General features: G+C 68.6%; 19 protein-coding genes. 6 read left to right on the plus strand and 13 right to left on the minus strand.

The features are described 5' to 3' along the window. Positions 1-24: 24 nt before the first annotated feature. Positions 25-1,755 (minus strand): methyl-accepting chemotaxis protein, encoded by a 1,731-nt coding sequence (locus tag D3877_RS21685; protein WP_119832851.1) that lies wholly within the window; start codon positions 1,753-1,755, stop codon positions 25-27. A 216-nt stretch (positions 1,756-1,971) separates the two neighbouring features. Continuing rightward, positions 1,972-2,871, minus strand: a complete 900-nt coding sequence (gene prs, locus D3877_RS21690) for a ribose-phosphate diphosphokinase (RefSeq protein ID WP_119832852.1) — start codon at positions 2,869-2,871, stop codon at positions 1,972-1,974. A 341-nt stretch (positions 2,872-3,212) separates the two neighbouring features. On the opposite strand from prs, the gene exbB reads away from it, so the two are divergent. From exbB to D3877_RS21720, 6 genes are all read left to right on the plus strand, one after another. Further along, positions 3,213-4,073, plus strand: coding sequence for a tonB-system energizer ExbB (gene exbB, locus D3877_RS21695; protein WP_119832853.1), 861 nt, complete (start codon positions 3,213-3,215; stop codon positions 4,071-4,073). A gap of 6 nt (positions 4,074-4,079) precedes the next feature. Beyond that, positions 4,080-4,508, plus strand: coding sequence for a TonB system transport protein ExbD (gene exbD, locus D3877_RS21700; protein WP_119832854.1), 429 nt, complete (start codon positions 4,080-4,082; stop codon positions 4,506-4,508). After that, positions 4,505-5,398, plus strand: coding sequence for an energy transducer TonB family protein (locus D3877_RS21705; RefSeq protein ID WP_119832855.1), 894 nt, complete (start codon positions 4,505-4,507; stop codon positions 5,396-5,398). Before exbD ends, D3877_RS21705 begins: the two co-directional genes overlap by 4 nt. Positions 5,399-5,595: 197 nt before the next feature. Beyond that, positions 5,596-7,734, plus strand: a complete 2,139-nt coding sequence (locus D3877_RS21710; protein ID WP_119832856.1) for a TonB-dependent receptor — start codon at positions 5,596-5,598, stop codon at positions 7,732-7,734. Between the two features lie 124 nt (positions 7,735-7,858). Then, positions 7,859-8,539 (plus strand): Fe2+-dependent dioxygenase, encoded by a 681-nt coding sequence (locus tag D3877_RS21715; protein ID WP_119832857.1) that lies wholly within the window; start codon positions 7,859-7,861, stop codon positions 8,537-8,539. Between the two features lie 41 nt (positions 8,540-8,580). Next, positions 8,581-9,840: a PepSY-associated TM helix domain-containing protein gene (locus D3877_RS21720; protein WP_119832858.1), complete on the plus strand. Its 1,260-nt coding sequence runs from the start codon at positions 8,581-8,583 to the stop codon at positions 9,838-9,840. 12 nt (positions 9,841-9,852) lie between these two features. On the opposite strand, the gene D3877_RS21725 is transcribed toward D3877_RS21720, so the two are convergent. The 11 genes from D3877_RS21725 to D3877_RS21775 all read right to left on the minus strand — a co-directional run bounded on the left by D3877_RS21725 (position 9,853) and on the right by D3877_RS21775 (position 17,601). Continuing rightward, positions 9,853-10,833: an endonuclease/exonuclease/phosphatase family protein gene (locus D3877_RS21725; RefSeq protein WP_119832859.1), complete on the minus strand. Its 981-nt coding sequence runs from the start codon at positions 10,831-10,833 to the stop codon at positions 9,853-9,855. Positions 10,834-10,846: 13 nt separating this feature from the next. Then, complete coding sequence (locus D3877_RS21730) at positions 10,847-11,500, minus strand: chemotaxis protein (RefSeq protein WP_119832860.1); 654 nt, start codon at positions 11,498-11,500, stop codon at positions 10,847-10,849. Between the two features lie 178 nt (positions 11,501-11,678). Further along, a complete protein-coding gene (locus D3877_RS21735; RefSeq protein WP_119832861.1) occupies positions 11,679-12,092 on the minus strand; it encodes a hypothetical protein in 414 nt (137 codons plus the stop codon). Continuing rightward, positions 12,089-12,646 carry a type II secretion system protein GspM gene (gspM, locus tag D3877_RS21740; protein WP_119832862.1) on the minus strand — a complete coding sequence of 186 codons (558 nt, stop codon included), beginning with the start codon at positions 12,644-12,646 and terminating at the stop codon, positions 12,089-12,091. Before gspM ends, D3877_RS21735 begins: the two co-directional genes overlap by 4 nt. Next, on the minus strand, positions 12,633-13,631 hold the full coding sequence (locus tag D3877_RS21745) for a PilN domain-containing protein (RefSeq protein ID WP_119832863.1): 999 nt from the start codon (positions 13,629-13,631) through the stop codon (positions 12,633-12,635). Before D3877_RS21745 ends, gspM begins: the two co-directional genes overlap by 14 nt. After that, on the minus strand, positions 13,628-14,455 hold the full coding sequence (locus D3877_RS21750; protein ID WP_147395252.1) for a type II secretion system protein GspK: 828 nt from the start codon (positions 14,453-14,455) through the stop codon (positions 13,628-13,630). The genes D3877_RS21745 and D3877_RS21750 overlap by 4 nt, the downstream gene beginning before the upstream one ends. Next, complete coding sequence (locus D3877_RS21755; RefSeq protein WP_119832865.1) at positions 14,452-15,126, minus strand: prepilin-type N-terminal cleavage/methylation domain-containing protein; 675 nt, start codon at positions 15,124-15,126, stop codon at positions 14,452-14,454. Before D3877_RS21755 ends, D3877_RS21750 begins: the two co-directional genes overlap by 4 nt. Beyond that, the gene (locus D3877_RS21760; RefSeq protein ID WP_119832866.1) at positions 15,123-15,506 is read right to left on the minus strand and encodes a prepilin-type N-terminal cleavage/methylation domain-containing protein; all 384 of its coding nucleotides are present in this window, start codon (positions 15,504-15,506) and stop codon (positions 15,123-15,125) included. The genes D3877_RS21755 and D3877_RS21760 overlap by 4 nt, the downstream gene beginning before the upstream one ends. Beyond that, positions 15,503-16,027 carry a GspH/FimT family pseudopilin gene (locus D3877_RS21765; protein WP_119832867.1) on the minus strand — a complete coding sequence of 175 codons (525 nt, stop codon included), beginning with the start codon at positions 16,025-16,027 and terminating at the stop codon, positions 15,503-15,505. The genes D3877_RS21760 and D3877_RS21765 overlap by 4 nt, the downstream gene beginning before the upstream one ends. After that, positions 15,981-16,415 (minus strand): type II secretion system major pseudopilin GspG, encoded by a 435-nt coding sequence (gene gspG / locus D3877_RS21770; RefSeq protein ID WP_119832868.1) that lies wholly within the window; start codon positions 16,413-16,415, stop codon positions 15,981-15,983. Before gspG ends, D3877_RS21765 begins: the two co-directional genes overlap by 47 nt. Further along, positions 16,399-17,601, minus strand: coding sequence for a type II secretion system F family protein (locus tag D3877_RS21775; protein ID WP_119832869.1), 1,203 nt, complete (start codon positions 17,599-17,601; stop codon positions 16,399-16,401). The genes gspG and D3877_RS21775 overlap by 17 nt, the downstream gene beginning before the upstream one ends. Between the last annotated feature and the right edge of the window lie 5 nt (positions 17,602-17,606).

Consider the following 17,606-nt stretch of genomic DNA (forward strand, 5'->3'; position numbering starts at 1 on the left):
CAAGGCCGGGCGGCGGGGACGTTGTCAGAAAGCGACGGCGGAGCTTGGCGTCGCCCCGACCGGCCCGCGCCGATCCAGCGCGTCGAGAACGGCGATGACGTCGGCGGAGGCGCGTTCCACCTCAGTCACCTCCTGCAAAGCGCGAGGCATGTCGCCGTCGGCGTAGGCCTTGGCCGCCGCCTTGCCGTGATCGTGGACGCTGCGGTGCGGCGCTTCCAGGCGGGCGAAATCCGGGCTGTTTCGGTAGGGCAACGAGGCCGGGCCGTAATACCATTTGCCCAACCGGCAATTTTCATGGCTGGCCAGTTCGTCGGCCCGCAAGGTTTCCAGCCCGACCAGCATGTCGGCCAAACGTTTTTTCCAAATGACGTGATCGACCTTGGCGATCTTGATGATCTTGCCGGGGATGTCCTGCTCGAACAGCACCTTCAACTGGTTGCCCAGCAGGGTTTCGACGCCGCGCGTCGCCTCGACGCTGCGCAGGATCGACGCGCTGTTGGCGGCGCTGCTTTCGGCGATGCGGGCGGTTCCGGCGGCGACCTCGTTCGCGGCGGCGGATTGCTGGGTCAGCACGCTGGCGATGTCCGACATGCGCTGTTCGGTGCGGTCGATGTGATGGCCGATGTCGGCCATGCGGTCGCTGACCGCGCGGATCGCCTCCTGCCCGCCCTGAACGGCGCGGGTGCCATCCTCCATCGAGGTGATGATGGCGCTCATTTCGCTTTTCAGACCTTCGATGCGCAGGCGGATGTCTTCGGTCGCCCGCGCGGTCTGGTTGGACAGGCCTTTCACCTCGCTGGCGACGACGGCGAAACCCTTGCCCGCTTCGCCCGCGCGCGCCGCCTCGATGGTGGCGTTCAGCGCCAGCAGGTTGGTCTGCTTGGCGATGGCCTCGATGGTGGAGACGATTTCGGCGATGCGTTCGGAGGCGACGGACAATTCGCTGACGCGCCGCGCCGCGCTTTGCACCGCGTCGGCGATCACCCCCATGCGCCCCACGGCGTCGGTGACGGTGCGCCCGCCGTCCGCCGTCACGCTTTGCGCCTCGGTCGCCAGCGTCGCCACCTCGCGGCTGCGCGCCCAAATCTCTTGAATGCCGGTGACGGTTTCTTCGGTCGCGGCGGCGATGGCCTGGGATTCATGATCGACCGCGCGCAACTGGCCCACCATGTGGGCGTTGGCGACGGCGGAATCGTTGATGGCGATGGCGGCCTCCACCGTGCGGTCCATCAGGGCGGCGGCGACGCCGTCCATCGCCTTGCTGGTTTGCAGCGAGGTCTGCGACTGGGTGTAGACGGCCAAGGTGCGGTCCAGATCGAAGGACACCGCCCGGATGACCGCCGCCACCGCCGCGTCCGCCGTTCTGGGCCGCCAGCGCAGCGCCTTGCGGACGATGCCGACCAGATCGCTGAGCGCGATGGCGTAGGCGCCGATGTACCAGGAGGGTTCCAGGCCGATGCGCTGGTGCGCCAAACCGACGGCGTGGCAGCGGGCCTCATGCTCCGCCGATCCAACATCGCGGAACAGGCGGCGCCAATGGTCAGCCTGGGTGGTCTTCAAGCGGTTGAGGTTGCCATGAGTGTCCAACAGCGTCTTCATGGTCGGCCAGCGCGTCAGATGCGCGTAGAACCGCTCCGACAGCGCTGGGAGTTGCGCGTCGATCAGCCGCCCCATGGATTCCAGAAGTGTCCGTTCGTTTTCGGTCAGCCCGAAAAACGCCGCGTCGGCCCGTTGGCCGGTGGTCATGCCGCTCATGATGCATCCGCCTGTTTTCGCGGCGGTTTTTAGGGTGTCCTGGGCTGCCGTCGCGTTACAACAATGACATTTATACGGCTCTTCAGAGTGCGTGCCAATGCGACGGAATGCAGGCGCCCAAGAGCGATATGGGTTGCAAAACCGTCAGAGCGCTCACCTTGATCGTTTGTTTTCGTAACACACAAAATGTTGATCGAAACAAACCACAAATGCGGATTATTCTTCCCAAAACCCCAGAATTGCGTCGGCCAACAGGGGCGCGAGGGGCAGGGCGTTGCTTGGGTGCGGCACTCCGTCGCAAGACAGCGGCGCGCCAAACCCCTCCGTCACGAAACGATGGGCGACGCCTTCGGGGAACAGAGCGTGGACTCCGAACACCCGCAGCGACGCCGCGCCCAGCGCCCGCGCCGCCCGCCCACAGGAAAAGATGGTCTCGCCAGAACTGATGACGTCATCGACGATCACCACCGGACGCCCCGTCAATGACGCGTCGGCGGGCAGGGCGACGGTCACGTCGCGGTCGCCGCGCCGCTCCTTGCGTCCAACAATTCCGGTCAGCCCCAGCGGTCCGGCAATGGCGTCAACCAACGGCGCGGATTCCTCGTCCGGGCCGATGATGACGGTGTTGGCGGCGACGGAATCCGCGCGCAGGCGCGCCACGATTGGCCCGGCGCCGCTCAACGCGATGGACGGTCGTCCGACGAACACGGCGTCCAGCGTCGGGGTGCGGTGCAAATGCGGCTCGACGCAGACGAAGCGGTCAAAGCAACGGCCCAGCCAGTCGCCGATCACCGTCTGGCTGACCGGCTCGCCCGGCTTGAACACGATGTCCTGCCGCATGTAAGCCATGTAAGGGGCGACGAGGCAGAGATCGGTCGCGCCCTGGCGGCGCAACACCGACGCGGCCAGCGTCAGTTCCACCAGCTTGTCGTTGGGCTGGTCGAGCGAACGGTAGACGATGGCCCGCTCCATCGGCTGGGGCAGCCGGACGAGGCTTTCCCCATCAGGAAAGCGGTGCAATTCCGCGATGTGGCAGGGGATGCCCAAAGCCTGCGCCAAGTCTTGCGCCTGCGTCGCTGACTCTGGAAACCCGTAAACACCTGTGTGGGGCGCCATGGCCCGTCTCCCCAACCAAACCGCGTCAAATGGGGGCCAAGCTTGGCGCCGCAAGGGTTGACGCGTCAATCGCCGGGTGAAGGGCTGGCTTTGTCGCCAAGACCATGATATTGAAAATGAGTCGCATTATTGACAAGCGCCCTGGCCTTTGGCAAACGCCTCGTGGTCTTCGGGAAATCCGGCATGGCGCCATGCCGCAATGCGAAAAAATCAGCGCCCGTCTGTCGATTAATGATGCGATTGAGACTCGTTCGCATTATAGAGACATAGGGCGTCGCCCTGAGATTTGTAGGGATTTTGCAGCGCGCGTTTGGGGCGCGCTCTGGGGGAGTTCAACCGTCATGCCGACATCGCGTCATCGCCTTCGCGCCGCCGCTGCGGCCCTTGCCGGATGCGCCGTTTCACTGACCGCCGGGGCGGCGATGGCGCAGGAGGGCGCGGCGGTTCCGCCAGCCCCCGCCACCACGACCGCCGCCGCCTTGGCGACGCTGCCGCATGATCTGTCGCCCTGGGGCATGTTCCTGGGGGCCAGCCCCGTGGTGCAGGCGGTGATGATCGGCTTGGCGCTGGCCTCCGTCGCCACCTGGACCATCGCCATCGCCAAAATCATTGAGTTGACCTCGGCTCGGCGCAAGGCGCGGGCGGCGCTGACCATGCTGGAAGACGCGCGTTCCCTGTCGCAGGCGGCGGAGCGGATCGGCTTCAGCCAGGGGACGGCGGCGGTTCTGGTGCGCGCGGTGCTGGCGGAAACCCACCAATCGGCGGACGCGCCGTCGCGCGACGGGTTGATGGACCGCGCGGCCTCCCGGTTGGAGCGGATCGAGGCGGCGGCGGGGCGGCGGATGGCGCGCGGCACCGGCATTCTCGCCACCATCGGCTCGACCGGCCCCTTTGTCGGGCTGTTCGGCACGGTGTGGGGCATCATGACCAGCTTCATTGGCATTTCGCGCGCCCAAACGACCAATCTGGCCGTGGTGGCGCCGGGCATCGCCGAGGCGCTGTTGGCCACCGCCATCGGACTGGTGGCGGCGATTCCCGCCGTGGTCGTCTACAACGCGTGCAGCCGGGCCATCGCCGGGCACAAGGGTCAGTTGACCGACGCGTCCGCCGCCGTGCTGCGTTTGTTGAGCCGGGACATCGACCGCCGCGCCCTGCCGCGCGGATCGGCGGTGGCGGCCAACAATTCGGCTGCGGCGGAGTGATCGGCGATGGGCGCGCGTTTGGGATCCGGGGGCGACGACGATCTGGCGGAAACGCACGAGATCAACGTCACGCCCTTCATTGACGTCGTTCTGGTTCTTCTCATCATCTTCATGGTCGCGGCCCCCTTGGCCACGGTGGATGTGCCGGTTGATCTGCCCGCATCCACCGCGATGCCGACGCCGCGCCCGGACAAGCCGCTGTTCCTGTCGATCCAAGCCGACAAAAGCCTGTCTCTGGGCGAGGTCAAGACCACGCGCGAGGGGTTGGCCGCCGCGCTGGACGCCGCGTCTGGCGGCGACAAGACGGCGCGGGTGTTCCTGCGCGCCGACAAGTCGGTCGATTACGGGGCGTTGACCGAGGTGATGAACAGCCTGCGCGGGGCCGGATATCTGAAGGTCGGCCTGGTCGGCCTGGAAGCGGCCCCCTCGCCATGACGGCGGCGTCTCACCACAGCGATTGGCCGCCCGGCGCTTGGAGCGAAACGGTCGAGCGCCCGGCCATCGGCGCAACCCGCTGGGGCGGCAGCCTCGCGCTGGCCTTGGGCGCGCATGCGGCGGCGGCGCTGGCCATGGTGGCGTGGCATGTGCCGCTGACGCCTTTGGCCGCCGATCCGCCGGCCGTGCTGCTGGAATTGGCGCCGCTTCCGGTCGCCCCGCCGGAGCCGATTCCGGTTGCGGAGGTTCCGCCCGCGCCGCCGCCGCCCGAGCCGGTGGTGGAACCGCCGCCGGAACCGCCGCCACCCGACCCTGTCGTCGAACCGCCGCCACCTCCGGAACCTGTTCCAGAGCCGCCCCCGCCGCCAGAACCGCCGCCCGTGGTTGAGCCGGAAGTGGTTCTGCCCAAATCGCCGCCCGATCCGCCCAAACCCAAGCCGGAACCGAAAAAGGAAACGCCCAAACCCCAGCCGGACAAGCCAAAGCCAGAGAAACCCAAGCCGCCGCGCCCGGCGGCGCCGACAACGCCAACGGCGGCCCCGCCGGTCGCCGCCCCGGCTCCTGTGGCGGCGGCTCCGGCGCCATCGACGGCCCCGGCGCGGGTTTCTCCTTCCTGGCAAGGGCGGGTGTTGAGCCATCTGGAACGCTACAAGCGTTACCCGCGCGCGGCCCAGGCCCGCCGCCAGGAAGGGGTGGCGCAGGTGCGCTTCACCATCGACCGCGAAGGGCGGGTTTTGGCCGTCAAACTCGACCGCAGCGCCGGGCATGAGTTGCTGGACGAGGAGACGTTGGAGATGGTGCGTCGGGCCTCCCCCCTGCCGCCGCCGCCCGACGAGATGACGCAGGAGCGTATCGAGCTGGTTGTTCCGGTTCAGTTTTTTCTGAAATAGCCGACCTCGTCCCGATGATGGCGACAGCAACGCCCGCGTCTTGTTCGACGCGGGCGTTGCTGTTTTAAGCGAATAAGAATTATTATCATTTTTGACTTGCTTCGAAACCGAAGTGATTTTAAGAACCAATCGCATATGACCTTTTGTCTCGTTTGGGGGGATTTTCCGTGTCAGCGTCCACCGCCGTACTCGTGTCCATGAGAGTGTCCCGGCCCATCGTCACGTCGCCAGCGCTGGGGGCGGCGCTGGGCTTGGCCTTGAGCTGCACCGCCTTGCAACCCGCTTCGGCCCAGACGGCGACCCCGTCGGCGGGCGAACAGCAGCTTCCCGCCATCGCGGTGGAAGGGGCCAAGCCCCAGGGCGATTACAAGGCTGACCGCGCGTCGTCGCCGAAGCTGACCGAGCCGCTGCTCGACACGCCGCAGTCGATCACGGTGATCCCGCGCGAGGTGATGGACGACCGGGGGGCGACCACGCTGCGCGACGTGCTGCGCACGGTGCCGGGCATCACCTTGTCAGCGGGCGAGGGCGGCGGGCCGCAGGGCGACAATCTGAAAATCCGGGGCTTCGCCGCCAACACCGATCTGTTCATCGACGGCATGCGCGACCAGGGCCAATACAGCCGCGACAATTTCAATCTGGAACAAGTCGAGGTCATCAAGGGCGCGTCGGCCACCTCGTCGGGCCGTGGCTCGACCGGCGGCGCGGTCAACCTCGTCACCAAGGCCCCGGCCAAGGAGGCGATCACCGCCGGGTCGGTGTCGCTGGGAACCGACCGGACCAAGCGCATCACCGCCGACGTCAACCGTTCCTTGACCGAATACGGCGTTGACGCGGCTGTGCGGCTGAACGTGATGGGGCACGCATCGGGCGTCGCCGGGCGCGATGTCGTCGAGAACAACCGCTGGGGTTTCGCCCCGTCGGTGACGTTCGGTCTGAGCGGCCCGACCAAGCTGACCTTCAGCTACATGCATCTGGTCGAGGACAACATCCCCGATTACGGAATTCCGGTGCTCAATGGCACGTCGCTGCCCAACGTGAAGCGGGAGAATTATTACGGCTTCAAGGATCTGAACGCCGAAAACACCCGCACCGACATGGGCACGGCCCGGTTGGAGCATGAAGTCAACGACGTCGTCAGCGTGCGCAACACGCTGCGCGCGTCGCAGACCAAGCGCTATTCCAACGTGTCGGTGCCGCGCAGCGCTTCGACCATCACCAACACGATGACCCGGACGCCGACGGCGCGCGACACGACGTTGAAAAGCCTGGACAACCAGACCGACGTCACCTTCAAATTCTCCACCGGCGGGCTGAAGCATTCGTTGGTGACGGGCGTGGAGTTGGCGGCGGAAAGCTACGACAACCAGCCCTACAGCTTCACCGCCGCGACCACCAGCCTGTCGGATCCCAACCCCTTCGCCATCTATCGCGGCACGCGCACGCTGGGCGCCAAGAGCGAGACCAAGAGCACCACGGCGGCGCTCTACGTCATGGACACGGTCAAGATCGGCGAGCAGTGGGAAATCGCGGGCGGCCTGCGTTATGACCGCTTCCACACCGACACCAAGATCGCCGCGACGTCGACCACTGCCGCGCTGAACCCGACCCGCACCGACAATCTGCTGAGCTGGCGCGGGGCCATCGTCTACAAGCCGGTTCCCAACGCCAGCCTCTACGCCAGCGCGTCCACCGCCTACAACCCGTCGGCGGAGGGCTTGGCCCTGACGGCGGCGAACGGAACCACCCCGCCGGAAAAAAACCTGACCTACGAGGTCGGGGCCAAATGGGACGTGTTGGGCGACGCGCTGTCGCTGACCGGCGCGGTGTTCCGCACGGAAAAGACCGACGCGCGCGAAACCCTGCCCGGCGGCACGGTTCAGGTGTTGAACGGCGTGCGCCGGGTCGATGGTTTCGAGTTGGGCGTCGCCGGTCATCTGACCAGCAAGTGGCAGGTCTTCGGCGGCTACACCTATCAAACCAGCGAGATCGTCGAGACCTTCACCGCCGCCAACAAGGGCAAGGAACTGGCCAGCACGCCCAAGCACACCTTCAGCCTGTGGTCGACCTATGAGCTGCCCTGGAACCTGAAGGTCGGCGCCGGCGTGCAGTATGTCGCCGACCGTTATTGGACCGACGCCAATCTGGGCAAGATCCCGAATTACGCGGTGTTTGACGCCATGGCCGCTTACGCGATCCGTCCGGGCGTCGAGTTGCAGGTCAACATCTACAACCTGACCGACAAATTTTACATTGAGCGGGTGCATTCGGGCGGCGGCCACGCGGTGGCGGGCGCCGGGCGCACCGCGATGTTCACCACCAACGTGAAGTTCTAGAGCGAAAAAGCGGTCTGTTCGGCGGCCTGGTGGGCCGAACTGCGACGTCGGGGCCGCTCTGCGGCAATGGGGCGGCCCCGACGCTTTTTTCCATCCGTTCCCGCGCCAAGGTCAGGAGACGCGCATGCTGCTGCACATTCCCAACGTTCTCACGGGCGAGCAGGTCGCCGAGGCGCGCCGCGTTCTGGACGGGGCCGATTGGGTGGATGGCGCCGTCACCGCCGGTCATCAATCGGCCAAGACCAAAGACAACATGCAGATTCCGGAACAGCATCCGGCGGCCCGCCAATTGGGGGACGTCATTTTGGCGGCGCTGGAGCGCAACCCGCTGTTCATGGCGGCGGCCCTGCCGCTGAAGGTGTTTCCGCCGCTGTTCAACCGCTACGCCGGGGGCCAGAGCTTCGGCGTTCATGTCGACAACGCCATCCGCCAGATCCCCGGCACCCCGCACCGGGTGCGCACCGATCTGTCCGCCACCCTGTTCTTCACCGACCCCGACGAGTATGACGGCGGCGAACTGACCGTGGAGGACACCTATGGCGTCCACATGGTCAAGCTTCCGGCGGGCGACATGGTGCTGTACCCGTCCACCAGCCTTCATCAGGTGCGCCCGGTGACGCGGGGCGCGCGGGTCTGCTCCTTTTTCTGGATGCAAAGCATGGTTCGCGACGACGGGCGGCGGACCATGCTGTTCGACCTCGACACCGCCATTCAAAAAATCAACGGCGATCTGCCCGACCATGCCGGGGTCGTGCAGTTGACCGGGCTTTACCACAATCTGCTCCGCCACTGGGCCGACACCTGAGCGTCGTCGTCTCCGCAGCCGTTTGAAAAGGGCAACGCATCATGGCCATCACCGCCGCCAAGCCGCAGCGTCAACGCCTGTGGTTCCGCACGCTTCAGAACATCCATCTGTGGACCGGGCTGATTTTGTGCCTGCCGCTCGTCATGCTGGGAATCACCGGCTCGATCCTGGTGCTGGAGGACGAGTTGCGGGATCTGACCGGCGACCGTCCAACCTATGCGTTGGAAGCGGGCGCGGCCAAGCCGATCTCGGCGATCCTGGCGGCGGCCAAGGGCGCTGCCCCCACCGGAACGCAACCGGGTTTCGTGACGCTGCCGGACGAACCGGGCAAGCCCGTCACCGTCCGCCTGACCGCCGCCCGTCCGCCGGGGGGCGAGCGTGGCGCGCCGCAAGGTGGACCGGGCCAACAACCAGGAGCGCAGACGCCGCCGCAAGCCGCGCCGCAGGGACCGATGGGCGTGTTGTTGATCGACCCGGTGTCGCTGGCGGTCGTCGGGTCGCAAACGCCGGGCGACGGCTTTTTGCGCACGGTCCACATGCTGCACGCCAATTTCTTGATCCGCGACCGCAGCGGGCGCGAGATCATCGGCTGGCTGGGGGTGGCGATGCTGGCGCTGGGCGTCAGCGGCCTCATCATCTGGTGGCCGCGTCCGGGGCGCTGGAAGGCGGCGTTCACGGTCAAGGCGGGGGCGCGCGGCGTTCGGCTGCACCGCGATTTGCATGGCGCGGTCGGCATCTGGTCGCTGGTCATCTTCATGGTGGTGAGCTTTTCGGGCGTCTATCTGGCCTTCCCGCAGACCTTGGGCGACGGTGTGTCGGCGATCTTCCCGGCCCGCGACCTGCGCGCCCAAGTGTCGGTGGAGCCGGTCAAGGGGGCCAAGCCGCTGGACGTCGATCAGGTCGTCGAACTGGCGGTCAACGTCCTGCCAGGCGCGACCCTGCGCTCCGTCTCGCCGCCCGCTCGGCCCAACCAAGCCTATCGGGTCGGTTTGGCCCCCGCCGGGCACAGCCACGGCGCGCCGATGGCCACCGTCTTCGTTGACCCCTGGGCCGCCCGTGTCGTCGAGATCCGCGATCCGGTCCGCTACAGCCTGGGCGAAACCCTGCTGGCGTGGCAGCGTCCGTTGCACGCGGGCGAGGGGCTGGGCGCCCTGTGGAAGTGGTTGGTCTTCCTGTCGGGCGTGCTGCCGCCGCTGTTCGCCGTCACCGGCACGGCGATGTGGTGGCTGAAGCGCAAGGCGCGCAAGGCCAAGGACGCCGAACGCGCGGCGGCGCTGGCGGGCGCGGCGGCGGCGGAGTAGCGGACTCCGCCTTCAGCCCGGCAGGGCGAAGCTGGCGACCATCGGCGCGTGGTAGCTTTCCGGCGACCGCGCGTCAGTGGGGTGAAACACCTCGTCGCTCAACCCTTCATTGTGGATGGCGACGTCGCGGAACCATCCGGCCAACCCGGGCGACACCAGCAGATGGTCCAGCATCACCGCCGCCCCGGCGTGCAGCACGGAAAAGCGGCGGTCGGGCGGAATCATCCGCTCCAACGGCGACAGGACGCGCCCGGCCAGCGCCGGGTTGCCGGTGGACTCCAGGTCGGCGCACAGGATCCGCAGCGGCGTGTGCTCCATGCCTGCGTTGCAATCCCCCGCCACCATCACCAGGGCGTCGGGGTCGGCGTCGAACAGCCGGTCCACCGCCAGCCGGGTTTCCAGCGCTTGCCCCGCCCGTTTCAAAGCGGCCAGATAATAGCCCTCGGCCCAGCCCTCCGCCGTTTTCCAAACGAAGGCCCCGGCCTTTTGCCCCGGCACCGGGGCGGCCAGCGGCGCGCGCAGATGCAGATTGAAAATGTGCAAAACCCGCCCGCCGGGCAGCGCGATGGCGGTCTGAAGCGCCGGACGGTCCCATGACACCTCCACCGCGTCCGCCATCGGCGGAACGGCGGTGGCGAGGTGGACGCGCGGTGGCGGGACCAGATCGTGGCGCAGCAGGCGGGCCGCCGTGATCGGCCAGCGGCTGACCAGCACCGGATTGTGCCGGTCGGCGGGCGACGGCCCATCGCCCGCCGTGACGTGGAACCCGGCGTAGCGGGTGCCATCGAGCAAGCGGGTTAGGGCGCGCAGGACGCGCGGCTCTTTTTTGACCGGGTGTTGGGCGTCCACCTCCTGCAAACACAGGATGTCGGCGGACAGCCGTTCCAGTTGCGGGCGCAGCGTGGCGATGCGCGCGGCGAAGGGCGGATCGCTGACGTCGTCGTCCAGACTTTCCAGGTTGAAGGTGGCGATGCGGAACAGAGTCTCGGCCATGGCGCAACCTGGGTCAGAACAGTTCGACGTCGCCCTCAATCTGGGTGGTGCGCAACCGTTCGATGAAGGAGGATTCGCTGCGGGCGATGTCGCGAAGCGTCTCGTCGCCAATCAAACGCCGTTGGGTCCGTCCAGAGGTTGGGAAGAAACGGATCGCGCGCGGGCTGGTCCCGCCGACGTCCCAGCTTACCGTCGGAATGCCTTCGGTGGCGAGATACTCCATGACGAATTCAACGTTGCGCTGGCCGATGTTGGCGGTGCGCAGGGTGGCGACGTTGACGTTGGCCCCGCCAAACACCTTGGCGCGCAGCCGGTCGCGCCGTCCGGTGACGGTCAGCAGCCGGTTGATGAGCTGCTCCATCGCCGCGCTGCCATAGCGCGAGGACAGCGAGGCCGTGTCCAGCCCGGCGTCGGGCAGCAGAAAGTGATTCATCCCGCCAATGGCGGCGACCGGGTCGTAAACGCAAGCGGCGACGCAGGATCCCAGCGTGGTGGTGATGATGACGTCCGAGCTGTCGCTGACCACGCAACCGCCGACCACGATGTTGACCACCTCCGCATCCAAACGCCGGTCATGATAGCGGTTGGCGGCCACATCCTGCCGCTCCAGGATGCGCTTCAACGGGCTGTGAAAGGGTCGTGCCGTGCGCAGTGGGTCGGGCGGCATCGTCTGCTGTGTTTCCCCGGTCGTGACGGTCGAAGACCCTAAATAAGCATTTTAATTACTTTTGGTAGTGTGTGGCACTCTGAAATTTTTGCCAACCCCGTGTTTTCCCTAGCAGGACGCGAAGAGCAACCACACCGCTGTTCGGCGGGGGCGCGATTCCATCCGCCGCGCCGTCCCCCTATTCCGGCGTCTTGGGCAGCAGTCCCAGAACGGGAACGCTGACGCGTTGACCGGCCAGAGTCAGCCCCAGACCGCTGCGGCCAATCGCCTCGATCACCCAGCCTTGGATCGTGTCGCCAACGACCACCCGTCGCTCAGTTCCGGCCCCGGCGCGCAGCACGGCGACGGCGCGGCCTTGGCGGTCCACCGCCACGCCGATCAACCGCGCGCCGTCCATTGGGGCGGAGGCGGGGGGCGTGGCCTCGGTCGGGGCGGAGTCCGGCGGCGGTCCGGCCCGGCGGCTGGGGAAGAACAGGGGGCGTTGCACCGTCGCGTCGAAACTCTCGCGCGGCGGCAACTCGAACCCTTCGGCGGGCCAAGCGGCGGCCAGCGCGACCAGCGACATGGTCAGACAAGCGAACAAGCGGGTCATGACGCGCTTTCCAGAAAACCGATGACCGTGAAGGTCACGTCCATCTGATCGGTCCCAAAGGCCAGCGACCGCACGGCCAAGCCATCGACCAGCAAGCGGGGCCGCCCGTTTTCCACCGCGTGCAGCAGGTCGCGCAGCGCGCGCGGGTCGGCGGCGACGCGGACCTGGACGGCGATGCGGCGGAAGCCGTTGTCATCCTCCCGCTCCTCCATCACCTGCGTGCTTTGCACCCGCGCGCCGCGCGCGGTGGCCAGATCGGTCATCTTGGATTGCAGATCCGCCCCCGCCAGCGCCGGGGTGGCGCCTTGCAGGAAATCGGGCGATCCGGCGGCCTTCAGCGCGTCGCGCTGCTGCTCCAGCGCCGGACGGCGTTCGAGCAGGCGTTGCTGGTGCTCCAACTGCCGCTCGGCCCGCTCGATGTCCTCGACCAGATCGGCGCGCAAACCCAACAGCGGCACGAGCAGGACGGCGGCCACCAGCGCCACCAGCGTTCCAGCGGCAAGGCGGGAGGCCGGGGTTCCCGGCTGCGGAAGGGACCATTTAGGGAGCGGCATGGGGCACCACGCGGGCGGACAGTTGAAAGCGGTCGCCCCCCGCCGCTTCGCGCACCACGGCGGAGCGAAACTGCACGTCGGCGAAATGGGAGGAGGCGGACAGCAGGGCGGGCAGCCGGTTCGCGTCCGCCGCCTGTCCCATCAGCAGCACGGTTCCGGCGTCGAGGTGAAACTCGTTCAGCCACACGTCGTCGGGCAGCAGTCGGCTCAACACCTCCAACACCACGGCGGCGCTCGGCGTGTCGGTCTTGCGGCGTTCGGCGTAGGCGGAGGCGGCCTTGCTGTCCTCCAGCGCGGTGGCGAGGCGACGGACCTCGGCGGACGCGCGGCCCGACTCCTCCAGCGCGGCGGTCAGCGCCGCCCGCTCCAGCAGGGGCGGGGCGAACAGACCGGCCAGCAGAGCCAGCGGAATCAGGGCGGGCAGCCAGCGCCGCGCCCGCCGGGCGGCGGACGGCGCGTCGTCCTCGTCAAGCGGCAGGGCGATCCAGCCGCCCTCGCCATCCTCGACCTCCAACGCGGTGGGCCGCAGATTCAGCGCCCGCACGGCGTCCAGCGGGGCCTCGACGCTGGCGCGCGGCGTCACGGTCATGCGGACGTCAATCAGCCGCTCATCCTCATTGTGGCCAAGAATGGCGGCTCCGAACCAGACTTGATCGGCGGGCCAGGGGGTGCGGTGGTCGATCTGGTTGGCGATGATCGGGCGCAGATGCCCAGCGGCGGCGACGGGCAAGGCGAAGCGGCGGTGCAGCGCCTTCACGCCCGGACGCACCACCACGCGGCTGCCCCGCCGGGGCGCGCGGTCCAGCGGCGCGCCGTCGCGGCGCAGCAGCCGGATGCGGCCATCCTCGCGCACCGCCAACAAAGCGGGGTCGCCGTCGCGCCGCCACGCCGCCGGAATCCAGGTGACGAGTTCCGCCGTCAGCCACGCGGCCAGCGGGCGGAAGACGGGCTGATGGGCGGCGACGCTCAGCGACGGTGCGGTCATGGCGCGGTTCCAACGGCAAAGGGGACTGGCTCGCGCCACTCCAGCACACGGTACGGAACCGGGTCGGGCGGGTCCAGAAGCAAGACGGTGGCCTCGGCTGTGGCGACGCCGCCGGACGGGCCGGTGGCGCGCGTCCGCACCGATACGACGCGGCCAACCGACGGGATGGTGGGTTCGGGCATCTCAAGGACGTTGTTTTGCGCGGGGCGGCGTTCGGGCAGGGCGGCGCCAACCAGCGGCCCGGCGGCGGACGGAACCAGCCCAAGGATGGAGCCGTCCACCGTCAGCGCCTCCCCCAACCGCCGGGCCAGATCGGGCGGCGCGCCGGGAACGCTGGACAGCTCGTCCACCGACAGGAAGGAACGGCGCGGCAGGCCGTCGGGGCTGCTGGCGCCGCCGTCATCGTCGCCGCGCCATTGCACGACCGCTTGCGCCAGCTCCATCGGGTTGGCGACGCCCGCCACGCCGAACAGCGCGGCGAGCAGGGCGGCGGGAGCGCGGTTCAGATCGACGCGCCCGGCCTCCTCAAACACGCGGATCTCGACGCGCCCGGCGGCGAAGGGGATGACGCGCGGCGTGCCGTCGGTCGGGACGCGGCGGCTGCGCTCCGGGTCGGTCGCCCCCAGCACGCCCAGCGCCACCCCGGCGTCCAGCATCGCGCGCGCCTCCGCCGCCGCGCCGACGTTGGCGATGCGGCGGACCTCGTAACGCGCCGTGGTGGCCAGCCCGGTCGCCAGCGTCGCGGCGACGGCGACGACGCCCAGCACCAAAACAAGGGCGAAGCCGGATTGGCGGGCGGCTCGCGTTGTGGCGGGTTGGGTCATGGCGGAATCGGCGCGTCGCGGCACAGAAGCGGCGCGGCGCTGAGACAGCCCCGGTCGCCGTCGCTGTGCGGGCGGATGACGATGTCGGGCCACAGGGTTTTGCCGTCCAGGCCGCGCAGGCTCAGGCGGACCAGATGGGGCAAATCCTGTTTGGCGCTCCAGCGGTCGAGCCAGCGGGCGCCGTCATGATAGCCCAAGGCCAGCCGGTACGGCCCATCCAAAAGGGTGGCGGCGCGCAAGGGCGGCTCCAGCGCCTGAATTCCGGGGCGGGTCAACAGCCGATGCTCGCGGTAGACCAGCCGCGCGCCCGATGGCGAGTCTTCAACGCGGAAGACGGCCAGATGCAGCCCGGCCCCCTCGCGCGCCGGATCGCCGAAGACCGGGGTGGCCAGTTGAGCGGTTTCGCCGGTGAAGACATAGGTCGCCTCGCGCGCCAGCCCGACCGCCAGGGGAAAACCGCGCCCAATCTGGCGGCGCAACAGATCCTCAGTCACCGCGAAGGCGGCGGTTTCGGCGAGCATCGCCGTTCCCCGCTCATGCGCCCGTCCGGCCAGTTGCACGCCGCCCGCCGCCGCGCCTAGAACCAGCCCCAGCAACGTCATGGCGACGAGCAGCTCAATCAGGGTGAAGCCCGCTTGCGGGTGGTTGGTTGGCGCGTTGGCCCGCGTCATGCCGGTTTCCCCAGCTTCAGGCTGGACAGGGTGAGGCTGCGGGCGCCGTCCCAGCGCACCGTGACGGTGACGGCGTAGGCGGCGACCCCGCGCGGCGGAACAAAGGGCAGCGCGCCGCCGGTCTGCGGGCGCACGGCGAGGCTCCAGCGCATCCCGTCCATCCCCTCGCCGGTCCAGTCGCCGGGCCGCGCCGGTTCGCGCGCCATCGCCTCGGCCAAGGTCGCTTCCGCCAAGGCCACCGCGCGGGCGCGCTGGGCGGCGACGCGCGCGGCGTTCAGGCTGACGTCGATGACCCGCCACGCGCCGCCCAACACCAGCGCCAACACCACCAGCGCGGCGAGAACCTCAATCAGGCTGAAGCCATCGGAGGAGCGGGTCATGCGGGAAGCGCCATACGTGTGGCCGTGACCGCGCCGGACAGCCAATCGACGCGCAAGGTGACGCCGCCCGCCGGGTTGCGCAGGGTGATGTCGCCGCCGTCCGACCCGCCGTTCGGGTAAAAGCGGATCAACCCGCGCGAGGCCGACGCCGCGCCGCTGGCCGTCATGGCGACGCTCAGCCCCGCGTCCAGCGCGCCGTCCAACGCCTGCCCGGCCAAGCCGAAGCGCCGTTGATCGAGATCCAGCACGAAAGCGGATTCGGCGTTGCGCATGACGGCGTCGCTGCGGGCGAGCGCCAACGCGGCGGCGACGCTGCGCGCCGCCGCGCTCAAGCGCGCCTTGTCGCCGCCATGGCTCGACATCGCCGGAACGATGGACAGCAGCAGCCCGGCCAGCGTCAGCGTCACCAACAGCTCGATCAGGGTGAAACCGCCCTGACCTCGCGACCTTGCGGCCCGCCGTGCGTCTGTCGCGTCAGTTGCGGACGTCTTCATCCTCGCCCGTGCCGCCCTCGCGGCCATCGCGGCCCAGGCTGATGAGGTCGTAGGGACGGCCCTGGCCCGGCGCACGGTAGGTGAAGGGGTTGTTCCACGGGTCGGCGGGAACCGTCCCGCCCTTGGCCAGATAGGGGCCGTGCCAGCCGTTGGTTCCCGCCGGGGATTCGACCAGCGCCTTCAACCCCTGCGCCGAGGTCGGGTAGCGGCCCACGTCGAGCCGGTACAGGTCCAGCGCGGCGCTGAGCTGTTCGATTTGCAGCTTGGCCGACTTGGTCTTCGACCCGCCGACATAGCTCAACACCTGCGGCCCGACCAGACCGGCCAGCAGCCCCAGGATGACCAGGACGACCAGCAGCTCGATCAGCGTGAAACCGGCCTCGCGCGAGGGCTTTTTCTTAGAAAGCGAGTTCATTGATCGACATCACCGCAGAAAGGATGGACACGACGATGCCGCCGACCAGAATGGCCAGCAGCAGGATGCAGGCCGGCTCGAACACCGCCAGCACGCGTTTCAGGGCCAGCTCGACCTTGGCGTCGAACAGCCCGGCGAGGTGGCTCAGGATCTCCTCGATCCGTCCGCTTTCCTCGCCTACCTTTAGAAGCTGCACCGCCAGCGGCGGCATCGGCGAATCCGGCGGCAGCGACGCGGCCAGCCCGCGCCCCTCCGCCGCCCCGGCCCGCATGGCCAGCGTGGCGCGCGACAGGCTGCGCAAACCCGCCACCTCCGACGCCAAACCCAGCGCCGTCGGCAGCGGCACGCCGCCTTTCAGCAGGGTGCCGAGCGTCCGGCACAGCCGCGCGGTGGCCGCCATGGCGACCAACTCGCCAATCCCCGGCGTTTTCAGAACGGCCCCCTCCCACCAACCGGGCGGCAGGCGGCGCAGGATCAACGGCGCGGCGACCACCAAAACCAACGCGCCGATCATCAGCGCCGTCCCATGGGCGAGCAGAGCGTCCGACGCGGCCAGCACCAGGCTGGTCGAGGCGGGCAGGGCCTTGCCCCCCTGTTTCAACATCGGCGCGAATTGCGGCACAACTTGGGTCAACAGCAGCAGCAGGGAGCCGACCGCCGCGATCAGAAGAACCATCGGGTACATCAGCGCCGACTGAATCTGTTCGCGCAGCTTCAGCGCCCGTTCCAACAGGTCGGCGAGATTGGCCAGAGTCACGTCCAGCGTGCCGCCCGCCTCGCCCGCCTTGACCATGGCCAGCACCAGCGGCGGAAAACCGCCCGCCGCCGTCATCGCCTCGGCCAGACTGCCGCCGCCGCGCAGCCGTTCCAACACCTGCTCCAGACGCGGGCGCAGGCGGGGCGGCCCGGCCTCCATCGCCAACAGGCGCAGTGCCTGCTCCACCGTTTGCCCGGCGCCGATCAACAGCACCATTTCGCGCATGGCCACGGCCAGATCGCGCGCCTCCGCCCCCGCGCCGGGCGACAGGCGGAAGCGGGAGCCGCTGGCGATCACCGGCTTGGCCTCCACCGGCAACAGCCCTTGCGTTTCCAGATGGCGCAGCACGGCGCGGGCGTCGCGCGCCTCCATCCGGCCTTCGCGCAGCTCGCCCGCCGGGGTCAGGGCGCTGTAGGTGAAATGCGGCACCGGCG

The sequence above is a fragment of the Azospirillum cavernae genome (genome assembly GCF_003590795.1).
In the GTDB taxonomy this organism is placed as follows: Bacteria; Pseudomonadota; Alphaproteobacteria; order Azospirillales; family Azospirillaceae; genus Azospirillum; species Azospirillum cavernae.

Coding starts and splice junctions, on each gene's coding strand:
- D3877_RS21685 (WP_119832851.1), bottom strand. CDS start 1,755: ATGAGCGGCATGACCACCGGCCAACGGGCCGACGCGGCGTTTTTCGGG.
- prs (WP_119832852.1), bottom strand. CDS start 2,871: ATGGCGCCCCACACAGGTGTTTACGGGTTTCCAGAGTCAGCGACGCAG.
- exbB (WP_119832853.1), top strand. CDS start 3,213: ATGCCGACATCGCGTCATCGCCTTCGCGCCGCCGCTGCGGCCCTTGCC.
- exbD (WP_119832854.1), top strand. CDS start 4,080: ATGGGCGCGCGTTTGGGATCCGGGGGCGACGACGATCTGGCGGAAACG.
- D3877_RS21705 (WP_119832855.1), top strand. CDS start 4,505: ATGACGGCGGCGTCTCACCACAGCGATTGGCCGCCCGGCGCTTGGAGC.
- D3877_RS21710 (WP_119832856.1), top strand. CDS start 5,596: ATGAGAGTGTCCCGGCCCATCGTCACGTCGCCAGCGCTGGGGGCGGCG.
- D3877_RS21715 (WP_119832857.1), top strand. CDS start 7,859: ATGCTGCTGCACATTCCCAACGTTCTCACGGGCGAGCAGGTCGCCGAG.
- D3877_RS21720 (WP_119832858.1), top strand. CDS start 8,581: ATGGCCATCACCGCCGCCAAGCCGCAGCGTCAACGCCTGTGGTTCCGC.
- D3877_RS21725 (WP_119832859.1), bottom strand. CDS start 10,833: ATGGCCGAGACTCTGTTCCGCATCGCCACCTTCAACCTGGAAAGTCTG.
- D3877_RS21730 (WP_119832860.1), bottom strand. CDS start 11,500: ATGCCGCCCGACCCACTGCGCACGGCACGACCCTTTCACAGCCCGTTG.
- D3877_RS21735 (WP_119832861.1), bottom strand. CDS start 12,092: ATGACCCGCTTGTTCGCTTGTCTGACCATGTCGCTGGTCGCGCTGGCC.
- gspM (WP_119832862.1), bottom strand. CDS start 12,646: ATGCCGCTCCCTAAATGGTCCCTTCCGCAGCCGGGAACCCCGGCCTCC.
- D3877_RS21745 (WP_119832863.1), bottom strand. CDS start 13,631: ATGACCGCACCGTCGCTGAGCGTCGCCGCCCATCAGCCCGTCTTCCGC.
- D3877_RS21750 (WP_147395252.1), bottom strand. CDS start 14,455: ATGACCCAACCCGCCACAACGCGAGCCGCCCGCCAATCCGGCTTCGCC.
- D3877_RS21755 (WP_119832865.1), bottom strand. CDS start 15,126: ATGACGCGGGCCAACGCGCCAACCAACCACCCGCAAGCGGGCTTCACC.
- D3877_RS21760 (WP_119832866.1), bottom strand. CDS start 15,506: ATGACCCGCTCCTCCGATGGCTTCAGCCTGATTGAGGTTCTCGCCGCG.
- D3877_RS21765 (WP_119832867.1), bottom strand. CDS start 16,027: ATGGCCGCGAGGGCGGCACGGGCGAGGATGAAGACGTCCGCAACTGAC.
- gspG (WP_119832868.1), bottom strand. CDS start 16,415: ATGAACTCGCTTTCTAAGAAAAAGCCCTCGCGCGAGGCCGGTTTCACG.